The 19,707-nt window shown below is 69.0% G+C and carries 17 protein-coding genes, 1 tRNA gene and 1 riboswitch; of the genes, 8 read left to right on the top strand and 10 right to left on the bottom strand.

What is annotated here, in order from left to right:
* Positions 1-193: 193 nt before the first annotated feature.
* The 4 genes from TSO5_RS27765 to TSO5_RS27750 form a co-directional block, all read right to left on the bottom strand.
* Positions 194-1,021 (bottom strand): universal stress protein, encoded by an 828-nt coding sequence (locus tag TSO5_RS27765; RefSeq protein ID WP_109154639.1) that lies wholly within the window; start codon positions 1,019-1,021, stop codon positions 194-196.
* Positions 1,022-1,143: 122 nt separating this feature from the next.
* Positions 1,144-2,085: an ABC transporter substrate-binding protein gene (locus tag TSO5_RS27760; protein ID WP_109154638.1), complete on the bottom strand. Its 942-nt coding sequence runs from the start codon at positions 2,083-2,085 to the stop codon at positions 1,144-1,146.
* Between the two features lie 32 nt (positions 2,086-2,117).
* Positions 2,118-2,885: an ABC transporter permease gene (locus TSO5_RS27755; RefSeq protein ID WP_109154637.1), complete on the bottom strand. Its 768-nt coding sequence runs from the start codon at positions 2,883-2,885 to the stop codon at positions 2,118-2,120.
* Positions 2,882-3,613, bottom strand: a complete 732-nt coding sequence (locus TSO5_RS27750; RefSeq protein WP_247870997.1) for an ABC transporter ATP-binding protein — start codon at positions 3,611-3,613, stop codon at positions 2,882-2,884. Before TSO5_RS27750 ends, TSO5_RS27755 begins: the two co-directional genes overlap by 4 nt.
* Before the next feature lie 35 nt (positions 3,614-3,648).
* A riboswitch (TPP riboswitch) is annotated at positions 3,649-3,755 on the bottom strand.
* Between the two features lie 133 nt (positions 3,756-3,888).
* On the opposite strand from TSO5_RS27750, the gene TSO5_RS27745 reads away from it, so the two are divergent.
* The 3 genes from TSO5_RS27745 to TSO5_RS27735 all read left to right on the top strand — a co-directional run bounded on the left by TSO5_RS27745 (position 3,889) and on the right by TSO5_RS27735 (position 6,333).
* Positions 3,889-5,016 (top strand): acetoin utilization protein AcuC, encoded by a 1,128-nt coding sequence (locus tag TSO5_RS27745; protein ID WP_247870996.1) that lies wholly within the window; start codon positions 3,889-3,891, stop codon positions 5,014-5,016.
* Positions 5,017-5,179: 163 nt separating this feature from the next.
* Complete coding sequence (locus TSO5_RS27740; protein ID WP_109154634.1) at positions 5,180-5,782, top strand: hypothetical protein; 603 nt, start codon at positions 5,180-5,182, stop codon at positions 5,780-5,782.
* Positions 5,779-6,333, top strand: a complete 555-nt coding sequence (locus TSO5_RS27735) for a hypothetical protein (RefSeq protein ID WP_109154633.1) — start codon at positions 5,779-5,781, stop codon at positions 6,331-6,333. Before TSO5_RS27740 ends, TSO5_RS27735 begins: the two co-directional genes overlap by 4 nt.
* A gap of 75 nt (positions 6,334-6,408) precedes the next feature.
* On the opposite strand, the gene TSO5_RS27730 is transcribed toward TSO5_RS27735, so the two are convergent.
* Positions 6,409-8,088 carry a hypothetical protein gene (locus TSO5_RS27730; RefSeq protein WP_247870995.1) on the bottom strand — a complete coding sequence of 560 codons (1,680 nt, stop codon included), beginning with the start codon at positions 8,086-8,088 and terminating at the stop codon, positions 6,409-6,411.
* A gap of 269 nt (positions 8,089-8,357) precedes the next feature.
* Here TSO5_RS27730 and TSO5_RS27725 point away from each other — a divergent pair, with 269 nt between their 5' ends.
* From TSO5_RS27725 to TSO5_RS27715, 3 genes are all read left to right on the top strand, one after another.
* Positions 8,358-9,152: a hypothetical protein gene (locus TSO5_RS27725; RefSeq protein WP_109154632.1), complete on the top strand. Its 795-nt coding sequence runs from the start codon at positions 8,358-8,360 to the stop codon at positions 9,150-9,152.
* Positions 9,153-9,358: 206 nt separating this feature from the next.
* Complete coding sequence (locus TSO5_RS27720) at positions 9,359-9,787, top strand: response regulator (RefSeq protein WP_109154631.1); 429 nt, start codon at positions 9,359-9,361, stop codon at positions 9,785-9,787.
* 351 nt (positions 9,788-10,138) lie between these two features.
* On the top strand, positions 10,139-10,636 hold the full coding sequence (locus TSO5_RS27715; RefSeq protein ID WP_109154630.1) for a single-stranded DNA-binding protein: 498 nt from the start codon (positions 10,139-10,141) through the stop codon (positions 10,634-10,636).
* A 71-nt stretch (positions 10,637-10,707) separates the two neighbouring features.
* Here the strand turns inward: TSO5_RS27715 and TSO5_RS27710 are convergent, their stop codons facing one another.
* Positions 10,708-11,610, bottom strand: a complete 903-nt coding sequence (locus TSO5_RS27710) for a LysR substrate-binding domain-containing protein (protein WP_109154629.1) — start codon at positions 11,608-11,610, stop codon at positions 10,708-10,710.
* A gap of 130 nt (positions 11,611-11,740) precedes the next feature.
* Between TSO5_RS27710 and TSO5_RS27705 the strand changes: the two genes are divergently transcribed.
* Entirely contained in the window at positions 11,741-12,922 is a 1,182-nt protein-coding gene (locus TSO5_RS27705; protein ID WP_109154628.1) for an MFS transporter, read from the top strand.
* Positions 12,923-12,933: 11 nt separating this feature from the next.
* On the opposite strand, the gene TSO5_RS27700 is transcribed toward TSO5_RS27705, so the two are convergent.
* Positions 12,934-13,698, bottom strand: a complete 765-nt coding sequence (locus tag TSO5_RS27700) for a class I SAM-dependent methyltransferase (protein WP_109154627.1) — start codon at positions 13,696-13,698, stop codon at positions 12,934-12,936.
* A 100-nt stretch (positions 13,699-13,798) separates the two neighbouring features.
* On the opposite strand from TSO5_RS27700, the gene TSO5_RS27695 reads away from it, so the two are divergent.
* Positions 13,799-14,653, top strand: coding sequence for a helix-turn-helix transcriptional regulator (locus TSO5_RS27695; protein WP_109154626.1), 855 nt, complete (start codon positions 13,799-13,801; stop codon positions 14,651-14,653).
* 27 nt (positions 14,654-14,680) lie between these two features.
* Here the strand turns inward: TSO5_RS27695 and TSO5_RS27690 are convergent.
* The 3 genes from TSO5_RS27690 to TSO5_RS27680 form a co-directional block, all read right to left on the bottom strand.
* Positions 14,681-14,755 (bottom strand) — tRNA-Gln (locus TSO5_RS27690).
* 120 nt (positions 14,756-14,875) lie between these two features.
* Positions 14,876-16,981: a glutamine amidotransferase gene (locus TSO5_RS27685; RefSeq protein ID WP_109154625.1), complete on the bottom strand. Its 2,106-nt coding sequence runs from the start codon at positions 16,979-16,981 to the stop codon at positions 14,876-14,878.
* The gene (locus TSO5_RS27680) at positions 16,982-19,705 is read right to left on the bottom strand and encodes a DUF4159 domain-containing protein (protein WP_109154624.1); all 2,724 of its coding nucleotides are present in this window, start codon (positions 19,703-19,705) and stop codon (positions 16,982-16,984) included.
* Positions 19,706-19,707: the final 2 nt, after the last annotated feature.

The raw sequence follows: 19,707 nt of genomic DNA, 5'->3' as shown, positions 1-19,707 counted from the left end.
TCCCTAACCCTCCCCCGCTCTCAGCGGACCTACGGTCCGCCTGCCGCGTCAGCACAAAGCGAAGCTTTGTGCGAGAGCTTTGCGGGAGAGGGAACTCCGCCTATCCTTTGCAGAGCGTCAGGCTGACAAGCATTCAATCCCCTCTCCCTCGAAGAGGGGGAGGGATACGCCGCACACCCCTCCCTGCAACAGCTCAATGCGTCAGCAGTGCCGGCAGGGTCAGCCCATCCAGCACTGTGCGGGTCGCGCCGCCCAGTACCAGTTCGCGCAGACGGGAATGGCCATAGGCGCCCATCACCAGCAGGTCGGCACCCTGGTCGCTGCAGCAGGACAGGATCATGTCGCCGACCTCGCCGCCCGACGCGATGACCGACTGCGGGCGGGCGGCGATGCAGTGGCGGTGCAGCCAGTCGACCAGATCGGCGGCATCGTTGCTGTGCTGGCCCGGCGGCTCGACCGACAGGACGGTGACGGAATCCGCCGCTTCGAGGAAAGGCATGGCGGCGCGGACGGCGCGGGCCGATTCCGGGCTGTTCTTCCAGGCGACCAGCACATGGCGGCCGATCGGGGCCGCGGCCGGCTGCTTCGGCGGCAGAACCAGCACCGGGGTGGGGGTCTCCAGCGGCAGACGGTCGGGGATATGGTGCAGCGACACCCGTTCGCCCGCCCGAACCGCGGCCGACTGCGCCACCACGACCAGATCGGCGTAGGAGGCCCGCTCCGCCAGCAGATCGACGTGATCGCCCTCCTCGATCGTCCAGTCGAAGGACAGGCCGTCGAGCGCCTGACGCACCTCGCGCTCGATGCGTTCGGCATTCTCGTGGGCGATGGCGGTGGCCTCCGCCATGAAGCCGTAGGAAGCGGCGCGGCCGGTGGCGCCGGCCGGCATCGACACCGGGGTGGCGATGTAGAGAGCCTGGATATGGGCGGAGAGGCGCTTGGCCAGGGCAGCGGCCACCGCCAGACGGCTGGCGTAGGCGTCGTCGTTGGCCATGTGCAGCAGGATGGTCTTGATCGGCATGCCCTCGCGTCTCCCAATCTTATGCTTTGGCCCGCCTTCGGCTCGACAGTCGGCCGGCGGAGCGCTTTCCTTTCAGATAACGCTCCGCCGGGGCGAATGGCAATGTCTGCAAGCGGACGGTGTTACTTCACCACCACCGCATAGTGGTCGAGCGGCGCCACCGTCTTGATCAGGCCGCGCGCCTTCAGGAACTCGGCGAAGCGGGTGTAGCGTTCGGCATCCAGCGCCGCCGGGCTGTGGGAGAAGCGCGGCAGGGTGTCGGCCCAGGCGCGGCGGTTCAGTTCGTCGTTCAGCTCCGGCCGGCCCTTGACGAAGGCGGCCTGCGATTCCTCCGGATGGTTCAGAATGTAGAGCGTCGCCCGTTCCACTGCCGCCAGGAAGCGCTTGAAGCGCGGGTCGTTTGCCTTGTCCTTGCGGGCGACCAGGATCAGCTCGTCATAGGGAGGGACGCCCTCCTCTTCCGGGTAGAAGGCGCGGCCGGGATGCTTCTCGATCTCCATCTGGTTCAGCTCGAAGTTGCGGAAGGCGCCGATCACGGCATCGACCTGTCCCGACAGCAGCGACGGCGAAAGCGAGAAGTTGACGTTCACCAGTTCGACGTCCTTCAGGCTCAGCCCCTGCTTCTCCAGCATGGCGCCGAGCAGGGCATCCTCGAAGCCGGCGATCGAGTAGCCGACCTTGCGGCCCTTCAGGTCCTTCAGCGTCTTCACCGGCCCATCGCGCAGCACGACGACGGAGTTCAGCGGCGTCGACACCAGCGTGCCGATGCGGACCAGCGGCAGCCCCTCGTCCACCTGCAGGATCAGCTGCGGCTGGTAGGAGACGGCGATGTCGGTGCCGCCGGCGGCGACCAGCTTCGGCGGATCGTTGGGGTCGGCCGGAGCGGTCAGAGTCACGTCCAGCCCGGCATCCTTGAAGAAGCCCTTCTCCTGCGCCACCACCAGCGGGGCATGGTCGGGGTTGACGAACCAGTCCAGCATCACGGACAGCTTGTCCTGGGCCAGGGCCGGAAGCGAGGTCATCAGGCTGGCGGCCATCAGGCCGGCGGCGAATAGGTGCTTCATCGGGTGTCTCTCCCCCTTCGAGGGTTGGCGGCTTAAGGGTTGGCGTCTTCGGCAGGTTGGGTATCGGGTTGCCAGGGCAGGGCGCGGCGGGCCAGCGCGTCGACGGCGGCGTACAGCGTCACCGCGAACAGCCCCAGCACCAGGACGGCGGCGAACAGAAGGTCGATCTGCATGCGGGCGTTGGCGTGCAGCATTAGGTAGCCGAGGCCGGAGGAAGACCCCACCCATTCGCCGATCACCGCGCCGATCGGCGCCACCGCGGCGGCGACACGCACGCCGGACCAGAAGGCGGGCAGGGCGGCCGGCAGGCGGATGCTCCACAGGATGGCGGCGGGGGAGGCTCCCATGGTGCGGGCAAGGTCGAGCCAGCCGGGATCGGTGCGCCGCAACCCGTCGAACAGCGCAGTCGTCACCGGGAAATAGATCACCAGCACCGCCATCGCGATCTTGGATGCCATGCCGTAGCCCAGCCACAGGACCAACAGCGGCGCCAGAGCGAAGACCGGAATCGCCTGGCTGACCAGCAGCAGCGGCATCAGCCAGCGCCGCGCGGTGCGGAAGCGCGCCAGCAGCAACGCACTGACCCCGCCCAACGCCACGCCGGCGACCAGCCCGATCAGGATCTCGGACAGGGTGGTCAGGCCGTGGGTCAGCAACAGGGGCGCCTGCCTCTGCATCGCGTCGGCCACCGCCAGCGGGCTGGGCAGCAGGTAACGCGGCAGGCCGGTGGCCCAGACCAGCGCCTGCCAGCCGGCGACCAGCACCAGCAGCGTGACCAGAGCGCGCAGCAGCGCCTTCATTCCGCCAGCCTCCGCAGCAGCTCGGCCTGATGCGCGAGCAGGCCGGGATCGTCGACGCGGCGCGGCACGGTGCCGGACGGCTCCAGCGCCGGCCCCATCACGGCGGGACGGCCGGTCATCACATGCAGGCGGTCGCCGATGCGCAGCGCCTCCAGCGGGTCGTGGGTGACCATCAGGACGGTGCGGCCGGCCAATGTCTCTGCCGCTGTTTCCTGCAGCCGCAGCCGGGTGATGGCGTCGAGCGCGGAGAAGGGCTCGTCCATCAGGACCAGCGGCTTGTCCTCCATCAGTGTGCGGGCCAGCGCCACCCGCTGCCGTTGCCCGCCGGACAGGGCAGCCGGGCGGTCGCGTTCCCTCCCCGCCAGACCGACGCGGTCCAGCAATGCGCGGGCCTGCTCCACCCGCGCCGGGCCGGGCCGGCGGTGGCGCAGCCGGTCGCCGAGCAGGACATTGTCGAGGACGGTCAGCCAGGGCAGCAGAAGGTCCTGCTGCGCCATGTAGGCGATGCGGCCGGCCAGCGGTTGCCCATCGCCGGTAACGACTTGCGTCGGCGGTTCCGGTTCGGCGAGACCGGCGAGAATGCGCAGCAGGGTGGTCTTGCCGACGCCGCTCGGTCCCAGCAGGCAGGTGGTCCGGCCGGCCGGCAGTTCCAGCGTCAGGTCGGAGAACAGCAGCGTGCCGCCATAGGTCAGCCGGGCGCGCGAGATCGTCACCGAAAGCGGCGTCATCGCAAGCATGTCGTTCTGGCGGAAAAGGAGTGGGTGCGGTCCCGCATCACTGATCCCTACGCCGGCATGAACCGGATCAGGTTCCAGGGGTCGTCCCGCAACAGGACCTCTCAGCCGCCCATCGGCTCCCCCCAGTGAAGGCGGCGACTATAGGCGCGGACGATCCGTGATCGCAAGCATTGCCGGATCGGACTTCCGGCCAGCGGAATCCCGACCTTGGAAGCGGGCGCTTGACCGGAGCGTGGCCCCGCCTAGTTTCTGGCGGGCATCATGGAGTGCCAGCCCTGACCACGCCCTTTCGCACCCCGCTGTTCATCGGCGGCGAGATCTATCGCGGCTCGACCTATGGGCCGAAACATCCGCTGGCGATCCCGCGCGTCTCGACCGCCATCGACCTCAGCCGTGCCATGGGCTGGCTGCCGGACGAGGTCTATCTCGACACCCATGTGGCGAGCGAACGGGAACTGGCGCGCTTCCACAGCGCCGATTACATCGCGGCGCTGAAACGGGCGGAGGTGGAACAGCGGGTGGATGAGGCTACCGCTGCCCGGCACAATCTCGGCAAGCTGGAGAATCCGGTCTTCGCCGAGATGTACCGGCGGCCCGCCCACAGCAGCGGATCGGCATTGCAGGCCGCCCGGATCCTGGGCGACAGGCCGGCGGGTCTGGTCTATGCCCCGGCGGCAGGGACCCACCATGCGCGGCGCGATCGGGCCAGCGGCTTCTGCTATTTCAACGCGCCGGTGCTGGGCATCCTGGAACTGCTGGACCATGGGCTGGAGCGGGTGCTCTACGTCGATCTCGACGCCCACCATGGCGACGGGGTGGAGGAGGCCTTCGCCGACGACGACCGGGTTCTGACGATCTCCATCCACGAGGACGGGCGCTGGCCCTACACCGGCAAGGCGGAGGATCGCGCCGGCGGGATGGCCCGCAACCTGCCGGTGCCGCCGGGCTTCAACGACAGCGAGATGGAGTATGTGATGGAGGTGGCGGTGCTGCCGCTGGCCCGTGCCTTCTGTCCGCAGGCGATGGTGATCCAGACCGGTGCCGACGCGCTGGCCGAAGACCCGCTGAGCCGGCTGGAGCTGTCCAACCGCGCGCTGTGGGATGCGGTGGCGGCCCTGCTGCCGCTGGCGCCGCGGGTGCTGGTGGTGGGAGGCGGCGGCTATAACCCCTGGTCGGTCGGGCGCTGCTGGGCCGGGATCTGGGCGGTGATGAACGGCATCGACCCCGCGATCAAGCCGACGGCGGAGGCGGAGGCGGTGTTGCGCGGCCTGACCTGGAGCCGCGCCGCGGGCCGCAATCCGCCGGAACACTGGTTCACCACGCTGGGCGACGAACGCCGGCCAGGGCCGGTGCGGGACGTGGTGAAGCGGGTGGCGGAGATGGCGCTGTCCTGAACCGCAGCAAATCGTTTCATTTGGGACGAATTTCGAACCAAGCCGTGACGATTCGTTGACGGATCTGGATTGTTCGGTGATCCTCATTCCATTGCGCCGGTGCAGCTTCCGCGTCGGATGATGCGGCCTTGGGCCGGGCTTTGGTAGGAGAACGGGCGGGCGGATGTCGAATACGACCCTGTTCCTGATCGCCATCGTCATCATCATGCTGGCCGCCGTCCCGGTCGCCATGATGCTGAAGGATTTCCTGCCGAACATCATGGAAAAGAGCAGCGGTCTGGAGCAGATCGAGAACCGCGTCTATGTGCTGCATGCGGAATCGCAGGAGCTTCAGAACCGGGTCAATCAGCTGGTTCAGCGCCGCAACAGCCAGTCCTCCGACCGCAGCCGGCTGGAAAGCGACATCCGCAAGGCGGAGAAGCAGATCCGCGAGTTGGCCGAGCAGCCGCCGCTGTTCGTGCATGAGGTCGGCGACCCGCAGGCCGGCCTGATGAAGTTCGTCGCCACCGTCACCCAGGAAAAGGCGTCTGCCGCCGCACGGGCCGCCGGCGAACGCGGGCCCGTGAACCCGATCTGGCGCTGCGCCAACGTGGCGGAGGTCTGGGCCTCCAGCTTTGACGAGGCGAAGCAGTTGTGCGACGTCGCCTTCCCCTTCAAGCTGGGGTTCCAGAAGTCCTTCATGCGGGGGGATGCGAGGACCGGCGGCAAGGGGGGCGTGCCGGTGCCGCCCGCCACCGCTCGCGCCAAGGCCGGTGCCGCGACATGATGATCAACTTCATCATCGTCCTGGCGATCGTCGCGATCGGCGCCTGGCTCGGCAATGTGCTGATGACCGTGGAACAGCGGGTGTCGCAGGCGCGCCAGCGCGTGCGCGGCGTGCGCAACAGGCTGGACAAGCTGGACGCCACCATCCACCGCCTGCACCGCGAGGAGGAAAATCTCCATGCCGAGATCGAGGAGCTGACGCGGGACATCGTGGAGCTGCGCAAGAAGCAGGTGGAGGTGCAGCAGCGCCTGACCGAAGCGCAGCAGAAGCGCCGCCCGCAGATCCTGGTCCTGACCGACCGGCGCAATCCCGGCGACAAGGAATGGCTGGTGACGGTGGTGAACCAGCAGATCGGCGAGATCGACGCCACCCACCCGCTGGCGGTCGAATGGGCACGCGGGCGCAATTATCTGGTGTGGGCGGAATCGGACCGCGAGGCGGCCGAACGCGCCAACCGCCGGTTCAGCGCGCGTCCCGGCTATCAGGTGCGGTCGGTGGCACCGGTCAAGGAAGACCTCTACAGCCCCAGCGCCGCCCGCAGCGCGGCGTAGAGACGGAAAAGCCCTTCTCCCTGGGTGGGAGAAGGGCCTCCGGAAACAAAAACAACCTGACCTGTCGGTCCAGCCTCAGCGCGCCTTGGCGGTGGCCGGGGTCTGGCGGAAGGCGTCATGCAGGTAGGGCGACAGCGCCTGACGCATGTTGCGCAGCCATTCGTGGATGATGATCAGCGAGCGGGAGGCGACCGGCGGGGTCATGCCCAGCTTCACCAGATCCTCGCGGGTCATCGTCGCCACCTGATCCAGGCGGTGGCCGGTCAGGCGCGCCCAGGCCGGAGCGGTGCAGGGCTGCATGGAGATGACCTGCAGGCCCTCGCGCTCAACCATCTCGGCCTTGCGGCGGGCGTACTGGCTGTCCTCAAGCTGCGAGAAGGGGCCGGAGAAGCCGTTTTCGACGAGGACGCGCTTGGCCTTCGGGGCGATCGTCGCCACCCGTTCCAGCGTCGTCATGCCGGTGGAGAGCGAGGCGAGGTCGACGGTCACCGGAACCATGAAGGTCAGCCGTTCGCCGTCGCCGACGTAATAGTCGAAGCCCGACACCTCGGCCCAATTGAAGAACCACTGCGAGATGTTGCCGCCGAAGTCGTACAGACGGCCGCCGCGCTGCAACTCCGGACCGATCAGATCCCAGAACTCGTAGAAGCCGTCGCCCGACCCCATCATGTTCATGAAGTCCTGGGTGATGCGGCGATGTTCGACCACGTCCGGGCCGAACAGGCGGGCGAGACGCTCGTTCACCTCGTACTCGACGACCTTCAGTTGCAGGCCTTCCAGCATGGCGGTCGCCATCAGGTGATGGGACAGCAGCGTCTTGCCGACGCCGCCGCGGTCATTGAGGACGAAGATCGTGCCCAGCATGCGATCGCCTTTCCAGTATGCGTTCGTTGATTCGTCTTGGGTCGTCGTGGGAGGCACAGGCGGAGACGCCGGCGAACCGGTGTCCCGCGCAGCCGCCGCGGGGGTCTGGTTGGCGGCCGGCTGTGGTTCCGGCCTGGAGATCTTGGGGTCGGAAGAGACGTCTTGCGACACGCTGTCGTCGGGGCCGCTGTCCTCCGCCGGCTCCTCGTCGGCAACCGGGATCGCCGGGGCGAGCAGGTCCGGGGCAGGGGGGGCGGGCTCGGGATCTGGTTCGGATTCGGTCTCGTCCGCCTGCGGTGCAGATGCGGCGACATCGGGCTCCGATCCAGCCGGCTCCGGCTCTTCCGTTACCGGCTCCTCCACCGCCACGGCATCCGCGGCGGCGTCCTGGACGGCTTCCTCGGCGGCCTCCACCACAGGTTCCGGTTCGGAAGCCGACACCGGCGCCTCGTCCGCAGCTTCCGTATCGGAGTCGGCTGCTTCGTCCTCCTCCGCGTCGTTCAAACCGGCGGACAGCGCGGCTTCGTGAACGGCGGCCAGCGTCTCCGCCGGCATGACGGAGCCGCCGGCATGGTCGTCGGTAGTCTCGCCGCGCCCCTCGTTCCCGACAAGGAAGAAGGCGGAGCGCAGGGTGACGGGCGAAATCGGCTGGTTGTCGCGGGCGGTCACGCCCAGCTTCGCCAGCAGATCCGAGATCTCGGCCCAGGACAGGCCGCGTTCGCGCATCAGGCCGATGTCGGCGTAGCTCTCGCGCACCGCCTGCATGGCGCTGCGGTTGCCTGCCGGGCGATCGGCAAGGAGCCGTTCAAGTTCCGAGCGGTCGATCGACACCGTATGGGATTCCGGCAAGATGAAATGGCGGCGGGGAAGCGCCTGGATGTTGGATCGCAAGGATTCCATTCCCCTGGGGCCGAAAAAATAGTACAAGCGGCCATCACGCGCAAACGGTTTCCAAACGACATCAACGGCGCTAAACATCGTTGCCCGATCAGGGGCGGGCCGTGACTGGTGCAACTTCGCCGACGTTCCGGCAGTTCGCGCCATCATGTCGGCTTTTGGAACCGGCCGTTGGTTGCGCGGGTTGCCATACGGGGGCACCGCCGCATCATGCCGGCCGGACGCCTTCATCGGGCTGGGCTTGGAACCGGGGTAAGGCCAAGATGCCTCACGATTTTGGTTCATCACGGGACCGGCGATCCGCACCCCTGCTGGGGGCGGGTATCGGCTTCCACGAGTTGCGGCAGGCGTGCGAAATCTCCGCCCTGCGCGAGGATTTGGAGCGGCTGGCACATGAGGCCGGCGCCCTGCGCGACGGCGTAGAAAGCGCGGTCGAGATCGTGCGCGACCGCTTCGCCGCGCTGAGCGCGGAGGAAATGGCCGATCCCATGGTACTGGCCCCGCTGCTGCAGTTGGCGGTCACCACCCTGTTGGATATTCGCGAGCAGGCGCGGCAGCTCAACACCCAGACCGGACCGCTGGCGGACGACGAACGCCCGTCCTGGCTGGGCGCCGCCGATGCGCCGCGCCTGCGTCAGGCGACCGCAGCGGTTTGGGACGATGATGCCGACCACCGATCGGACGGCGACGACGGGAGGATGGAGGTGGATCCGGCCCCGGTTCAGCTCGATGCGCTGCCGCCGCGTCCGACCAGCCCACCGGCGCGCGCGGGGCAGCAGGCGCTGGCCGCACCGCGCCCGCCGGAGCCTCTTTCGCCCGCACCGGTCGCGGAGCCGTTCCTGACTGCACCGGCGAGCGCCCGGCCTCGAGCCAAACCTGAGCCCACTGTGGCAGAGGGGCCCAAGTCAGAGGCGCCGATGTCAGAGCGACACGCATCCTGGCTGGCCGGTGAACCGGCGCCGGCGCCGCCGCCTTCGCGCGCCGCGACGGTGCGTGCGAACGGCGGCGGGCAGCGCACCCCGGGCGGTATCGACTGGCTCGGACCGGCAGGGCGTTGACCCTTTTTCGATGGCTGGAGCCTTGTTGGCCGAGTTCCGACTCGGGTCGATGACGGCCGCCTATGTTGGGGCGCAAAAGGTCAGGATCTGAACGATAGAGCTTGCAAATTCGGGTTGGTTCTAGTACAAACGGCGTATCGGTAAATGAAAATTTACCAAAATTCGCCGCATAATACGCAACACTGGGAACGCCCGAGGTCGGTCGCATGCTCAGGATCGACTCCATCGCCAAGCAGAATTTGCCCCAGCGCGTCCGTTCGCCCGGGCAGCCGCTTCGCGTGCTGGTGCTTGAACATGACGACGCCGTTTCCGACGCATTGTCCGTCCTGGTGGCGGATTTGGGCCACACCGTCTGCGGCGTCGCGCGGACGGAGGTCGAGGCGGCGGAACTGGCCGGACGTGAGCGGCCGGATCTGGCGTTGACCGATGTGCGGTTCGGCGGCGGGGACGGCATCGCCACGGCGCGGCGGCTGAACCTGGACCATGGCCTGCGGTCCATCTTCCTGTCGGGAAACAGCGACCATGGCACCATGGCCCGCATCACCGAGACCTATCCGCTCGGCGTCGTGCACAAGCCGTTTTCCCATGCCCAATTGAAGATCGCCCTGGATCTGGCCGCCCGCCGTCTTCGTTGAACCCGGCCTTCCTTGAATGCCGACTTTGGTGGTCCCGCTTGGGCCAGTAGGAATCCTGCACTACGGCGAAGGAATCGGTTTTCCGGCGCCTGCTGCTCTGCTATATTTGTTCATGGAGTGTTCTGGTGCGGAACGGCTGGGCGAGTGAGCCGGTCCGGGCATTGCCGGAGCATATCCGACGGCGGTTGACCGGCGTCGGTCCCTCGTGCTTCGTTGCGCGGGACCGGGGGGATGGTCGCCATTGAACAGCCGGCCCTGCGAATGGGAACCCTCGGCATCTGGATGCCTCCGCCGGGCATCCTGACGGGTCGGCATGGATGCTGGGACACTCGCGCTTAGGAGCAACGAGCGATGAATGTTTGGACGTTTACGGGACGCCTGGGCGCGGACGGCGAATTGCGCACGACCCAGAGCGGCGAGAAGGTGCTGGGCTTCCGCGTCGCCAACGATGTCGGTTTCGGCGAGCGCAAGACGACCCAATGGGTCGATTGTTCGATCTGGGGCCGCCGCGCCGAGTCGCTCGCTCCGCACCTGACCAAGGGCAAGAGCGTCGTCGTGTCGGGCGAGGTGACCCTGCGCGAATATGAGAAGCGCGACGGCACCCGCGGCGCCGGCCTGTCGGTCCGCGTGGCCGAGATCGACTTCACCGGCGGTGCCCGTGAAGAGGGCGGCGGCGGCAGCTTCGGCGGTGGCGGTGGCGGCTACGAATCGCGTGGCGGCGGAAGCGGTGGCGGCAGCGGCTATGGTGGTGGTGGCGGCAACTACGGCGGCGGTTCGTCGGGCGGCGGTCGCAGCGGCGGCGGTGCTCCGCCCCGTCACGAGGATCTCGACGACGAAATCCCGTTCTGAGGCGCCACGCCACAGCGGTAGGATCCATCGGCCGGATGCCCGTCATCCGGCCGATTTCTTTTTCGGGCCCGTCAATCCGCGAGCATCGCCCGCAATCGCGGCGCCATGTGGTCCAGGAAGGCGCGGACGCGGCGCGGCGCACGGTCGCGGCCGGTATAGACGGCGTGGATCTCCTCGGTGTCGACCAGCGCGTCGTCCAGAACCGCCACCAGCCGTCCCTCACGCAGATCGGCGCGGACGTGATAGTCGGCCAGCCGCGCCAGCCCCAGGCCGAGCAGTGCCATATGGCGCACCGTCTCGCCATTGTTCGCCAGGATGCGGGTCGGCACCTCGCGGTCGACCAGACGGCCGCCGGACTTTAGCGGCCAGACGGCTGCGGCGCGGCGGAAGTTGAACCCCAGGCAATCATGCGTCTCAAGATCGGCGGCGGTCATCGGCACGCCCTTGCGTTCCAGATAGGCGGGCGAGGCGACGATCCGGCGCCGGACGACGCCCAGCCGTTGGGCCAGCAGTGCCGAATCGCTCAAGGGGCCGGCGCGGAAGGCGACATCGACACGGGCGGCATAGAGGTCGACCACCTCGTCGGTCATCGTCACGTCCAGCGTGATGCCGGGATGGTCGCGCAGGAATTCCGGCAGCAGCGGCAGCAGGCAATGCTGGCCGAACGGAACCGAGGCATTGGCGCGGATCAGGCCGGTCGGCGCGCGGGCACCGCCGGCGATTTCCGCATCGAGTGCGTCCATCTCCCCCAGCAGCGCGTCCGCACGTTCACGGTAGAGATCCCCTTCAGCGGTCAGCCGCAGCTTGCGGGTGGAGCGTTCGACCAGTCGCACGCCCAGCCGCTCTTCCAGCCGGCCGATCAACTTCGCCGTGGATGACGGCGTCATCCCGACATCGCGGCCGGCGGCGCTGAAGCTGCCGCGGGCGGCAACCCGCAGGAACACCCGCATTTCCCAGGCGCGTGGATCGCTCATGCCGGCATCTCCGCTCTTACCTTGTCCCTGAATGACAAAATCATGGGAACAGCGTGGGCATTCCCGTTCCCGACCTTATGGCGCACATCGTCTCCCCAGCACAGTCCTTCTTGGAATGGAGAGTTTTGAAATGCCTCTCGCACTGCTGGCGCTGGCGATCAGCGCCTATGCGATCGGGACGACGGAGTTCGTCGTCGTCGGTCTGCTGCCCACCGTGGCGAATGATCTGGGTGTCAGCCTGCCGCTGGCCGGCATGGTGGTCAGCGTCTATGCGCTGGGCGTCACATTCGGGGCGCCGGTGCTGACCGCGCTGACTGGACGGGTGCCGCGCAAGCCGCTGCTGCTCGGGCTGATGGGGGTGTTCGTCGCCGGCAACCTGCTGGCCGGCGTCAGCCCGAATTACGAGACGCTGCTGGTGGCGCGAGTGCTGAGCGCCTTCGCCCATGGCGTCTTCTTCTCGGTCGGGTCGACCATCGCCGCCGATCTGGTACCGGAGGACAAACGCGCGTCCGCCATCGCCATGATGTTCTCCGGCCTGACCATCGCCATCGTCACCGGCGTTCCGCTCGGTACCTGGATCGGCCAGACCTTCGGCTGGCGCGCCACCTTCCTGGCGGTGTCGGCACTGGGCGTCGTCGGCGGGCTGGGCGTCGCGGCGCTGGTTCCGGCACGGCTCAGCCAGCCGCCGGCCGCCGGTTTGGGGGTGCAGGTCGGCGTACTGGCGAAGCCGCGCCTTCTACTGGCCTTCGCGATCACGGCGCTGGGCTATGGCGGCACTTTCGTCGCCTTCACCTTCCTTGCGCCGATCCTGGAGACGATCACCGGATTCTCCAGCGCCACCGTCAGCCTCGTGCTGGTGCTGTATGGTGCCGCCATCGCGGTCGGCAACCTCGTCGGCGGTCGGCTCGCCAACCGCAGGCCGGTGCGGGCACTGGCCTGGTTGTTCGCCCTGCAGGCGCTGGTCCTGATCGTCTTCTCCTTCACCGCGGATGCCAAGATCCCGGCGCTGGTCACGCTGGCCGGCATGGGCGCGCTGGCCTTCGCCAATGTTCCGGGGCTTCAGCTCTATGTCGTCCAACTGGCGCAGCGCCATGCGCCGGGGGCGGTCGACGTGGCGTCGGCGCTGAACATCGCCGCCTTCAACCTGGGCATCGCGGCGGGCGCCTTCTTCGGCGGGCAGGTGGTGTCCTCCCCGCTCGGCCTCGGCGCCACGCCCTGGGTCGGTGGACTGTTCGTGCTGGGTGGTCTGGTCCTGACGCTGGCGAGCGGGGCGCTCGACCGGCGGGAGAGGACCATTCCGGCGGCTTGCTAAACCGCGCCCCGCTAAATCGGGTCGACCTCCAGCGTCAGCGTGTCGAGCAGGAAGCTGCCGTCATCGGTGATGTCGAAGTGGTTGCGGACCTCGGCCGCCGCGCTGCGCTGGAGCGAACGGATGGCCTGGGCATGGAGGTCGGGCGTGCGGGTGCGGGCGGTCCAGACCGGGAACTCCATGCGCAGGCGACGCGGGGTCAGCGACCGGACGGCGAAGCCCGCCCGCGCCAGGGCCGCCATCCACTCCACCGCCGTGTAGTTGCGGACGTGGGAGGGGTCGCGCAGCACCTCCACCACCTGCAGGTGGGTGTCCAGCACTGCGGCGGCCGGGGCGATGCAGTCGATGAAGATCGCGGTGCCGCCGGGCGCCAGCACCCGCCGCGACTCGCGCAGGCCCGCCTCGAAATCGCGCCAATGGTGGGCGGTGAAGCGGCAGAGCACCACGTCGAACCGGCCGTCCTCGAAGGGCAGCCGCTCGGCCGCGGCCTGCCGGGTGGCGATGTTGCTCAGGCCGCGCTCCGCCGCGGTACGGGTCACCGCCTCCAGCATCTCCGGAGTCAGGTCGACGGCCACGACCTCCGCCACATGCGGCGCGGCGCGGTAGCTGACATGGCCGCCACCGCAGCCCAGATCCAGCACCCGCGCGTCGGATCGGCCGCGCAGAGCCTGTTCGATCTGGTCGAGGTCGGCGCCGCCGGCATGGACGGCGCTTGACACATAGGCGTCGGCGCGCGGGCCGTAGTTCTCGGCGACGACGCCATGATGGCTTTGGGTCATGGAGGGGCTTCCTTGCGATGGGGTGGCTGATGGGGCAAGCGTCGCGCCGATTTCAACCGGGTACAAGGCGGGTGGTTATCCTGGTATAAGCACTGCCACCATGACCTCTGCGACCTCCGAAATCACTGCCGCCGCCGATCCGTCCGCAGAACGCCGGCGCCTGCTCGGCGCCTTTCTGCGCCGCCATCGCGAGCGGCTGACTCCGGCGGAAGCCGGTTTGCAGGGAGGCTCGACCCGCCGCCGCACACCCGGTCTGCGGCGCGAGGAGTTGGCGCAGCTCTGCGGCATCAGCCCGACCTGGTACAGCTGGCTGGAACAGGGGAGGGACATGTCGGTTTCTCCCCAAGCGCTGGCCCGGTTGGCCGAGGCGTTGCATCTGTCCGTGGCGGAACGGGCCTATCTGTTCGAAATGACGCGCAAGCGCGACCCGGATGCGCCCGCGGCCGGATCGGCCGACCGACCGCCGCCGTCGTTGCTGGCAGCGTTGGAGGCGATGACCGCGCCGGCCTATCTGCTCGACCGGCTATGGACCGCGGTCGGTTGGAATCCCGCGGCGGAGCGCCTGTTCGGCGGCTGGCTGGGGCAGGGGAGCCCAAGACTAGGTGGCGGGGAGCGCAATCTGCTGCGCTACGTCTTCCTCGACCCCATGGCCCGGGGCTTCATCCTGGATTGGGACAACCGCGCCCGTCGCCTGCTGGCGGAGTTTCGCGCCGAAACAGCCCGCCATCCCGAAGACCCGGCGGTGCAGGCGCTTGTCGACGGGTTGCGGCGGGAGAGCCCGCCCTTCGCCCGGACGTGGGACGATCATGGCGTGCTGGAGCGGGAAGGGGGGCTGCGCCGCTTCAACCATCCCCTGGATGGCCGCCTGACGCTGGAACAGGTGACCCTGCGCCCCGGTGACCGGTCCGCCTACACGCTGGTCATGCTGCTGAATCCGGCGGACGGCGCGGCGTAGGGAAATCGGCTGTTTTTCTGGGAAAGTTGGCTGGGGCGCCAGGATTCGAACCTGGGAATGGCGGTACCAAAAACCGCTGCCTTACCACTTGGCGACGCCCCAACCGGCGCGGCGATCGTTCGTATCGCCGGAAGGAGCGGCACCATAATCGGAAGCCCGGCTGAACGCAACAGGCTGTTTTCAGAAAATTTTCACTGCCAAATCAGGCTTTCGGAAGGTCGCTCAGCGGCCCTCCCGGCGCCATGCCATCAGCAGTCCGCCCAGCACCAGGGCCAACACCGCGCCCACCGGCAGAAGCGGGACGTCGGTCACTCCGGTCACCGTGTAATCGCCGTTGGCGCGCAGGCCGATCCAGCCGGAGCCGGTCTGGCTGCGGTCGGGCTGGGTGCGGCGCACATCGATCCCGGGATTGGGGCCGCTGTCGGTGTCGGTCACCCAATGGATGCCGCCGCCGGTCGCCTCGGCCACCGGCTTCATGCGGTCGCCGGTGGAGCGGACGTCGGCCAGTTCCGGCGTGTTCACCGCACCGACCACGGCCAGCGTCGTCCGCTCGCCGTCGGAGATGCGGTAGATGCCGGGTGCGGCGGCGGTCACGGTGGCGATGGCGCGGCCGGTGCGGTCGTCGGTCAACTGCAGCGTGCTGATCTGGTCGGACGGGTCGGTGATGGTGACGGAGCGCGGATCGGGGGTGAGGGAGCGGCGTTCGACCGTGATGCGGTTGCCATCGACATGGGCGCGCAGGTCGTTCTCCTCCAGCTCCGGTTCCTTCATCAGCCAGTGGGCGAGGCGGCGCAGAAGCTCCGCCTGTGGGCCGCCGCCTTCGAAGCCGCGGCTCCACAGCCAGATCTGGTCGGAGGCGAGCTGGGCCACCCGGCCCTTGCCGACGCGGTCGAGCACCAGGAGGGGACGGTTGTCGGCGCCCTGCATCACCACCGTGCCGTTGTTCGGCGTCACATCGACCTGATGGAACCAGCGGCCCCAGGTCGGCGGCGCGTCCAGCCGGTCGCCGGGAAGCCCGGCGGTCACCGGATGGCGGCGGCCGACGTCGGTGACGGTCGGCAGGAAGGGACGGTCGACCGTCTGGCCACTGGGGGCTGCCGGCAGGATCGAGCCAAGCGGCGTGCGGTAGAGCGATAGCGGGCCGGCATAGCCCTGGCCGGAGGTCTCCAACAGGGCGCCGCCCTTGCGGACATAGTCGGCGATGTTCTCCAGATACATCTGTGGCAGCACGCCACGGCGGCGGTAGCGGTCGAAGATGATCAGGTCGAACTCGTCCAGCTTCACCTCGAACAGTTCGCGGATCGGGAAGGCGATCAGCGACAGTTCGCGGATCGGCGTGCCGTCCTGCTTTTCCGGCGGGCGCAGGATGGTGAAGTGGACCAGATCGACCGCCGGGTCGGCCTTCAGCAGGTTGCGCCATGTGCGCTCCCCGGCATGGGGCTCGCCGGAGACCAGCAGAACGCGCAGCCGGTCGCGCACGCCGTTGACCACGACCGCCGCGCGGTTGTTGGCGAGCGTCAGTTCCTGCTTCGCCGGTTCGACCTCCAGCTCAAGGACATTCTGCCCGCCATGGGTGACGGGAAGGTCGACGCGCACGTCGCGGCCAACCGGCACGCGGATGGTGCCCGGCGTGCCGCCATCCTGGCGTAGGGTCACCGCTGCGTCGGCGGACTGGTGGCCGGGCATGTCGTCGACGCGGATGGTCAGTTCCACCGGCTTGCCGACGATGCCGTAGTTCGGCGCCTGCACGATGGCGATGCGGCGGTCGCCCTCATCGCGGTCGCCGGTCAGCAGGGTGTGGATCGGGCCGATGTCGGCCAGCTTGCCGGGCACCTGCGGGACATCGTGCACCTGACCGTCGGTGATGAAGACGGCGCCGGCCATGCGGCGGCGCGGCACGTCGGCCATGGCGCGGTTCAGCGCGTCGAACAGGTGGGTCTCGTTGATCGAGCCGCCATTCTCCGCACCCTCGGTGCTGCGGACGACGCGCACCTCCAGGTCGTCGAAGCGCTTCAGCCGCTCCGTCAGTTGTTCGGCCGCCCGTTCGGTGCGGGCGCGGCGGTCGCCGATCGCCTGACTCGGCGAATCGTCGATCACCACGACGGCGACGTCCTTGATCGGGTCGCGCTTCTCCTGGACCAGCGAGGGGTTGATGAGCGCGAGCGCCAGGACCGCCACCGCCAGCAGGCGCAGCAACGTGCCACGTGCCCGGCGCAGCGCCGCGACCAGCACCACCAGAAGGGCGAAGCCGATGAGGGCGCCCAGCACCGGCCAGGGCAGCAGAGGCGCCAGCGCCACGGAAAGTCCGGAGAGCAGATCGACGGGCATTTACTGGCCGAGCCTTTCCAGGATGGCGGGCACATGGACCTGATCGGCCTTGTAGTTGCCGGTCAGCGCGTACATCACGAGGTTGACGCCGAAGCGATAGGCCATCTCGCGCTGGCGCTCGCCGCCGGGGATCACGGCGAACAGCGGCTGGCCGTTGCGGCCGACCGCCCAGGCCGACGCCCAGTCATTGCCGCCGATGACGACGGAGGAAACGCCGTCATTGGCCATCCCCTCCCGCGCTTCGATCCACAGCTGGCCGCCGGCATAGCGGCCGGGGAAGTCGGACAGAAGGTAAAAGGATTTGCGCAGCACATGATCCTGCGGCACCGGGGCCAGCGGCGGAATGTCCAGCCCGTCGACCAGACGCTGCAGCACAGCGGGGCCGCCGCCCGGCGACTGATCGCGGGTGTCGAACAGGATGGTGCCGCCGTTGCGCATATATTCGTTGACCCGCTGGCGTGCCTGATCGGACAGCGGCTTCTGCCGGTCGGACACCGGCCAGTAGAGCAGGGGATAGAAGGCGAGTTCGTCCTGTTCGGGATCGACACCGACCGCGCCCGCGGCCTCCACCGCGGTGCGCAGGCCGAGCACGCTGACCAGCCCTTCCAGCCCGGCGCGGGCGGTGTCGTCGATGCTGCTGTCGCCGGTCCTGACATAGGCGAGGTAAGTCTCCTCCGTCACCTTGACCGCCTTGTCCAGGTCGAGCGCGTGGGCGGGCTGCGGCGCGGACGACAAGGCCAGGGCGAGCAGCAGGCCGGCAGCGGCACCCCCGGCGCCACGACGCAGGCGCGGCGGACGCAGCAGTCCGCGCAGGGCCAGCGCGATCAGCAGGTCGATGGACAGCAGGGCGAGCGCAGCCGCCAGCAGCGACGGCTTCAGCGGAACCTCGCCGCGGGCGCCATAGCCGTCGCGCCCGACCCCGGCCGGCATCGGCGGCAGCGGGGAGAGGGTGGTGACGGCGGCGGACAGGTTCAGCGCGCGCCGCGCATCGTCGGTGCCGTAGAAGCCCGGCGGGTGGCGCGGCCCGATCACATCGGCGGTAGCATTGCCGGGAATCGGGAAGGCGGTCGGCGGCGGCGGAACCAGCCGGCCGGTGCCGTCCAGCACCTCCACCGGATCGAGCGACGCGGTCGCCGCCGTTCCCGTCACGCCGCCGCTGAGCGCCACCAGACGGCGCAGCATGTCGACGAACAGCCCGGACAGCGGCAGGTTCGACCAGTCCGGGCTGGCGGTGGTGTGGACCAGCACGACCCAGCCGTCGCCGCGCTTCTGCGAGGTGACCAGCGGCGTGCCGTCGGCCAGCCTCGCCCAGGTACGGTCGGCCAGATCCAGGGCGGGTTCGGCAAGCACCTGCCGGTTCACCTGCACGTCGGGCGGGATGGTCAGCCCTTCGAAAGGCGATTTGGGCGGGAAGGGCTGCAGCCGGGCCGGCTCCGACCAGGAGAGGGCGCCACCCAGAGCGCGGTCGCCGATGCGCAGCCGCTCCGGCACCAGTGTGTCGGCATGCTGGGCCAGACGCGGGCCGGCGAAGCGGATCAGCACGCCGCCCTTCTTCACCCAATCCTCGATGTCCTGCACCTCGGTACCGGTCAGGGCGCCGATGTCGGATAGGATCAGCACGGCGAGATCGCGTTTCAGCAGGTCCAGCGTCTCGCCGCGCCGCACCTCGTTGTAGGGCGACAGCGCGCGTTCAAGGTAATAGAGGTCGGACAGCAGCGGCTGGCTTTCCCCCTCCGACCGGCCGGAGACGAGACCGACGGGACGGCGGCGCCAGCGTTCATCCAGCAGGACGGTGGCGCCGGCGGTGGTGTCGCCCTCCACCCGCAGGCTGGCGGCGTCGTTGCGCAACTCAGTCGGCACGTCCAGCCGCACCTCGCGCATTTTCTGGCCGGGTTCGAAAGCGACCGTCTGGCGGGTCAGCAGCCGGCCGTCGGTGGCGCCGAGGCGGACGGTCACCGGCTCCGGCTTGGACGGATCGGCGCGCACGATACGGGCGGTCAGGGCGGTGCCCTCGCTGGCGGGCGGCAGAAGCAGGTGCGGCGGATGCTCGGCGGAATCGTCGAGGACGTCGGCGGACCCCAGCCGCTGCAATCCGGCGGCCAGCGCGGCGGCCTGGTTGTCGCCGACGCCGTCGCTGAGCCACACCGCGTGGATGGAACCGCGTCCATTGGCCTGCGCCGCCACCGCCTTGAGTGCCTCCAGCGCTGCGGCGCGATCGGTCGGCCAGGGCAGGGGGACCATCGCCTGGGCCAGACGGCGCGCCTCCTGCGCCGGGACGATGGCGCTGGCATGGATCGGCTGGCCATCGGCCGGCGGGGCGGTGGCCAGCAGGATCACCGGGCGCTGCTGGCGGTCGGCCTGGGCGATTAGCTCGTCCATCGTGCGCTTGCGGGTCGGCCAGTCGCGTCCGGCGGCCCAGCCATTGTCGACCACCAGCAACAGCGGCCCGCCGCCGGGCAGGGCTGCCCGCGGATTCAGCAGCGGCCCGGCCAGCGCCAGGATGATGAGCGCCGCCACGATCAGCCGCAACAGCAGCAGCCACCAGGGCGTGCGGGCCGGCGTCTCTTCCTGAGCGATCAGATCGCGCAGCAGGCGAATGGCGGGGAACTGGATGGTGCGCGGCGCCGGGGGCGTGACGCGCAGCAGCCACCACAGGACCGGCAGGGCTGCCAGTGCGGTCAAGACCCAGGGGGCGGCGAAGGCGATCGGTCCTAGACCCAGCATTG

Source organism: Azospirillum sp. TSO5 (assembly GCF_003116065.1).
Taxonomy (GTDB): Bacteria; Pseudomonadota; Alphaproteobacteria; order Azospirillales; family Azospirillaceae; genus Azospirillum.
The sequence above is the reverse complement of the archived record's forward strand: the minus strand, read 5'-3'. Positions and strand labels throughout refer to the sequence as shown.

Bases quoted from the DNA above. Each gene is read 5' to 3' on its own strand.
- TSO5_RS27765 (WP_109154639.1), bottom strand. From the start codon at position 1,021: ATGCCGATCAAGACCATCCTGCTGCACATGGCCAACGACGACGCCTAC.
- TSO5_RS27760 (WP_109154638.1), bottom strand. From the start codon at position 2,085: ATGAAGCACCTATTCGCCGCCGGCCTGATGGCCGCCAGCCTGATGACC.
- TSO5_RS27755 (WP_109154637.1), bottom strand. From the start codon at position 2,885: ATGAAGGCGCTGCTGCGCGCTCTGGTCACGCTGCTGGTGCTGGTCGCC.
- TSO5_RS27750 (WP_247870997.1), bottom strand. From the start codon at position 3,613: ATGACGCCGCTTTCGGTGACGATCTCGCGCGCCCGGCTGACCTATGGC.
- TSO5_RS27740 (WP_109154634.1), top strand. From the start codon at position 5,180: ATGTCGAATACGACCCTGTTCCTGATCGCCATCGTCATCATCATGCTG.
- TSO5_RS27735 (WP_109154633.1), top strand. From the start codon at position 5,779: ATGATGATCAACTTCATCATCGTCCTGGCGATCGTCGCGATCGGCGCC.
- TSO5_RS27725 (WP_109154632.1), top strand. From the start codon at position 8,358: ATGCCTCACGATTTTGGTTCATCACGGGACCGGCGATCCGCACCCCTG.
- TSO5_RS27720 (WP_109154631.1), top strand. From the start codon at position 9,359: ATGCTCAGGATCGACTCCATCGCCAAGCAGAATTTGCCCCAGCGCGTC.
- TSO5_RS27715 (WP_109154630.1), top strand. From the start codon at position 10,139: ATGAATGTTTGGACGTTTACGGGACGCCTGGGCGCGGACGGCGAATTG.
- TSO5_RS27710 (WP_109154629.1), bottom strand. From the start codon at position 11,610: ATGAGCGATCCACGCGCCTGGGAAATGCGGGTGTTCCTGCGGGTTGCC.
- TSO5_RS27705 (WP_109154628.1), top strand. From the start codon at position 11,741: ATGCCTCTCGCACTGCTGGCGCTGGCGATCAGCGCCTATGCGATCGGG.
- TSO5_RS27700 (WP_109154627.1), bottom strand. From the start codon at position 13,698: ATGACCCAAAGCCATCATGGCGTCGTCGCCGAGAACTACGGCCCGCGC.
- TSO5_RS27695 (WP_109154626.1), top strand. From the start codon at position 13,799: ATGACCTCTGCGACCTCCGAAATCACTGCCGCCGCCGATCCGTCCGCA.
- TSO5_RS27685 (WP_109154625.1), bottom strand. From the start codon at position 16,981: ATGCCCGTCGATCTGCTCTCCGGACTTTCCGTGGCGCTGGCGCCTCTG.
- TSO5_RS27680 (WP_109154624.1), bottom strand. From the start codon at position 19,705: ATGCTGGGTCTAGGACCGATCGCCTTCGCCGCCCCCTGGGTCTTGACC.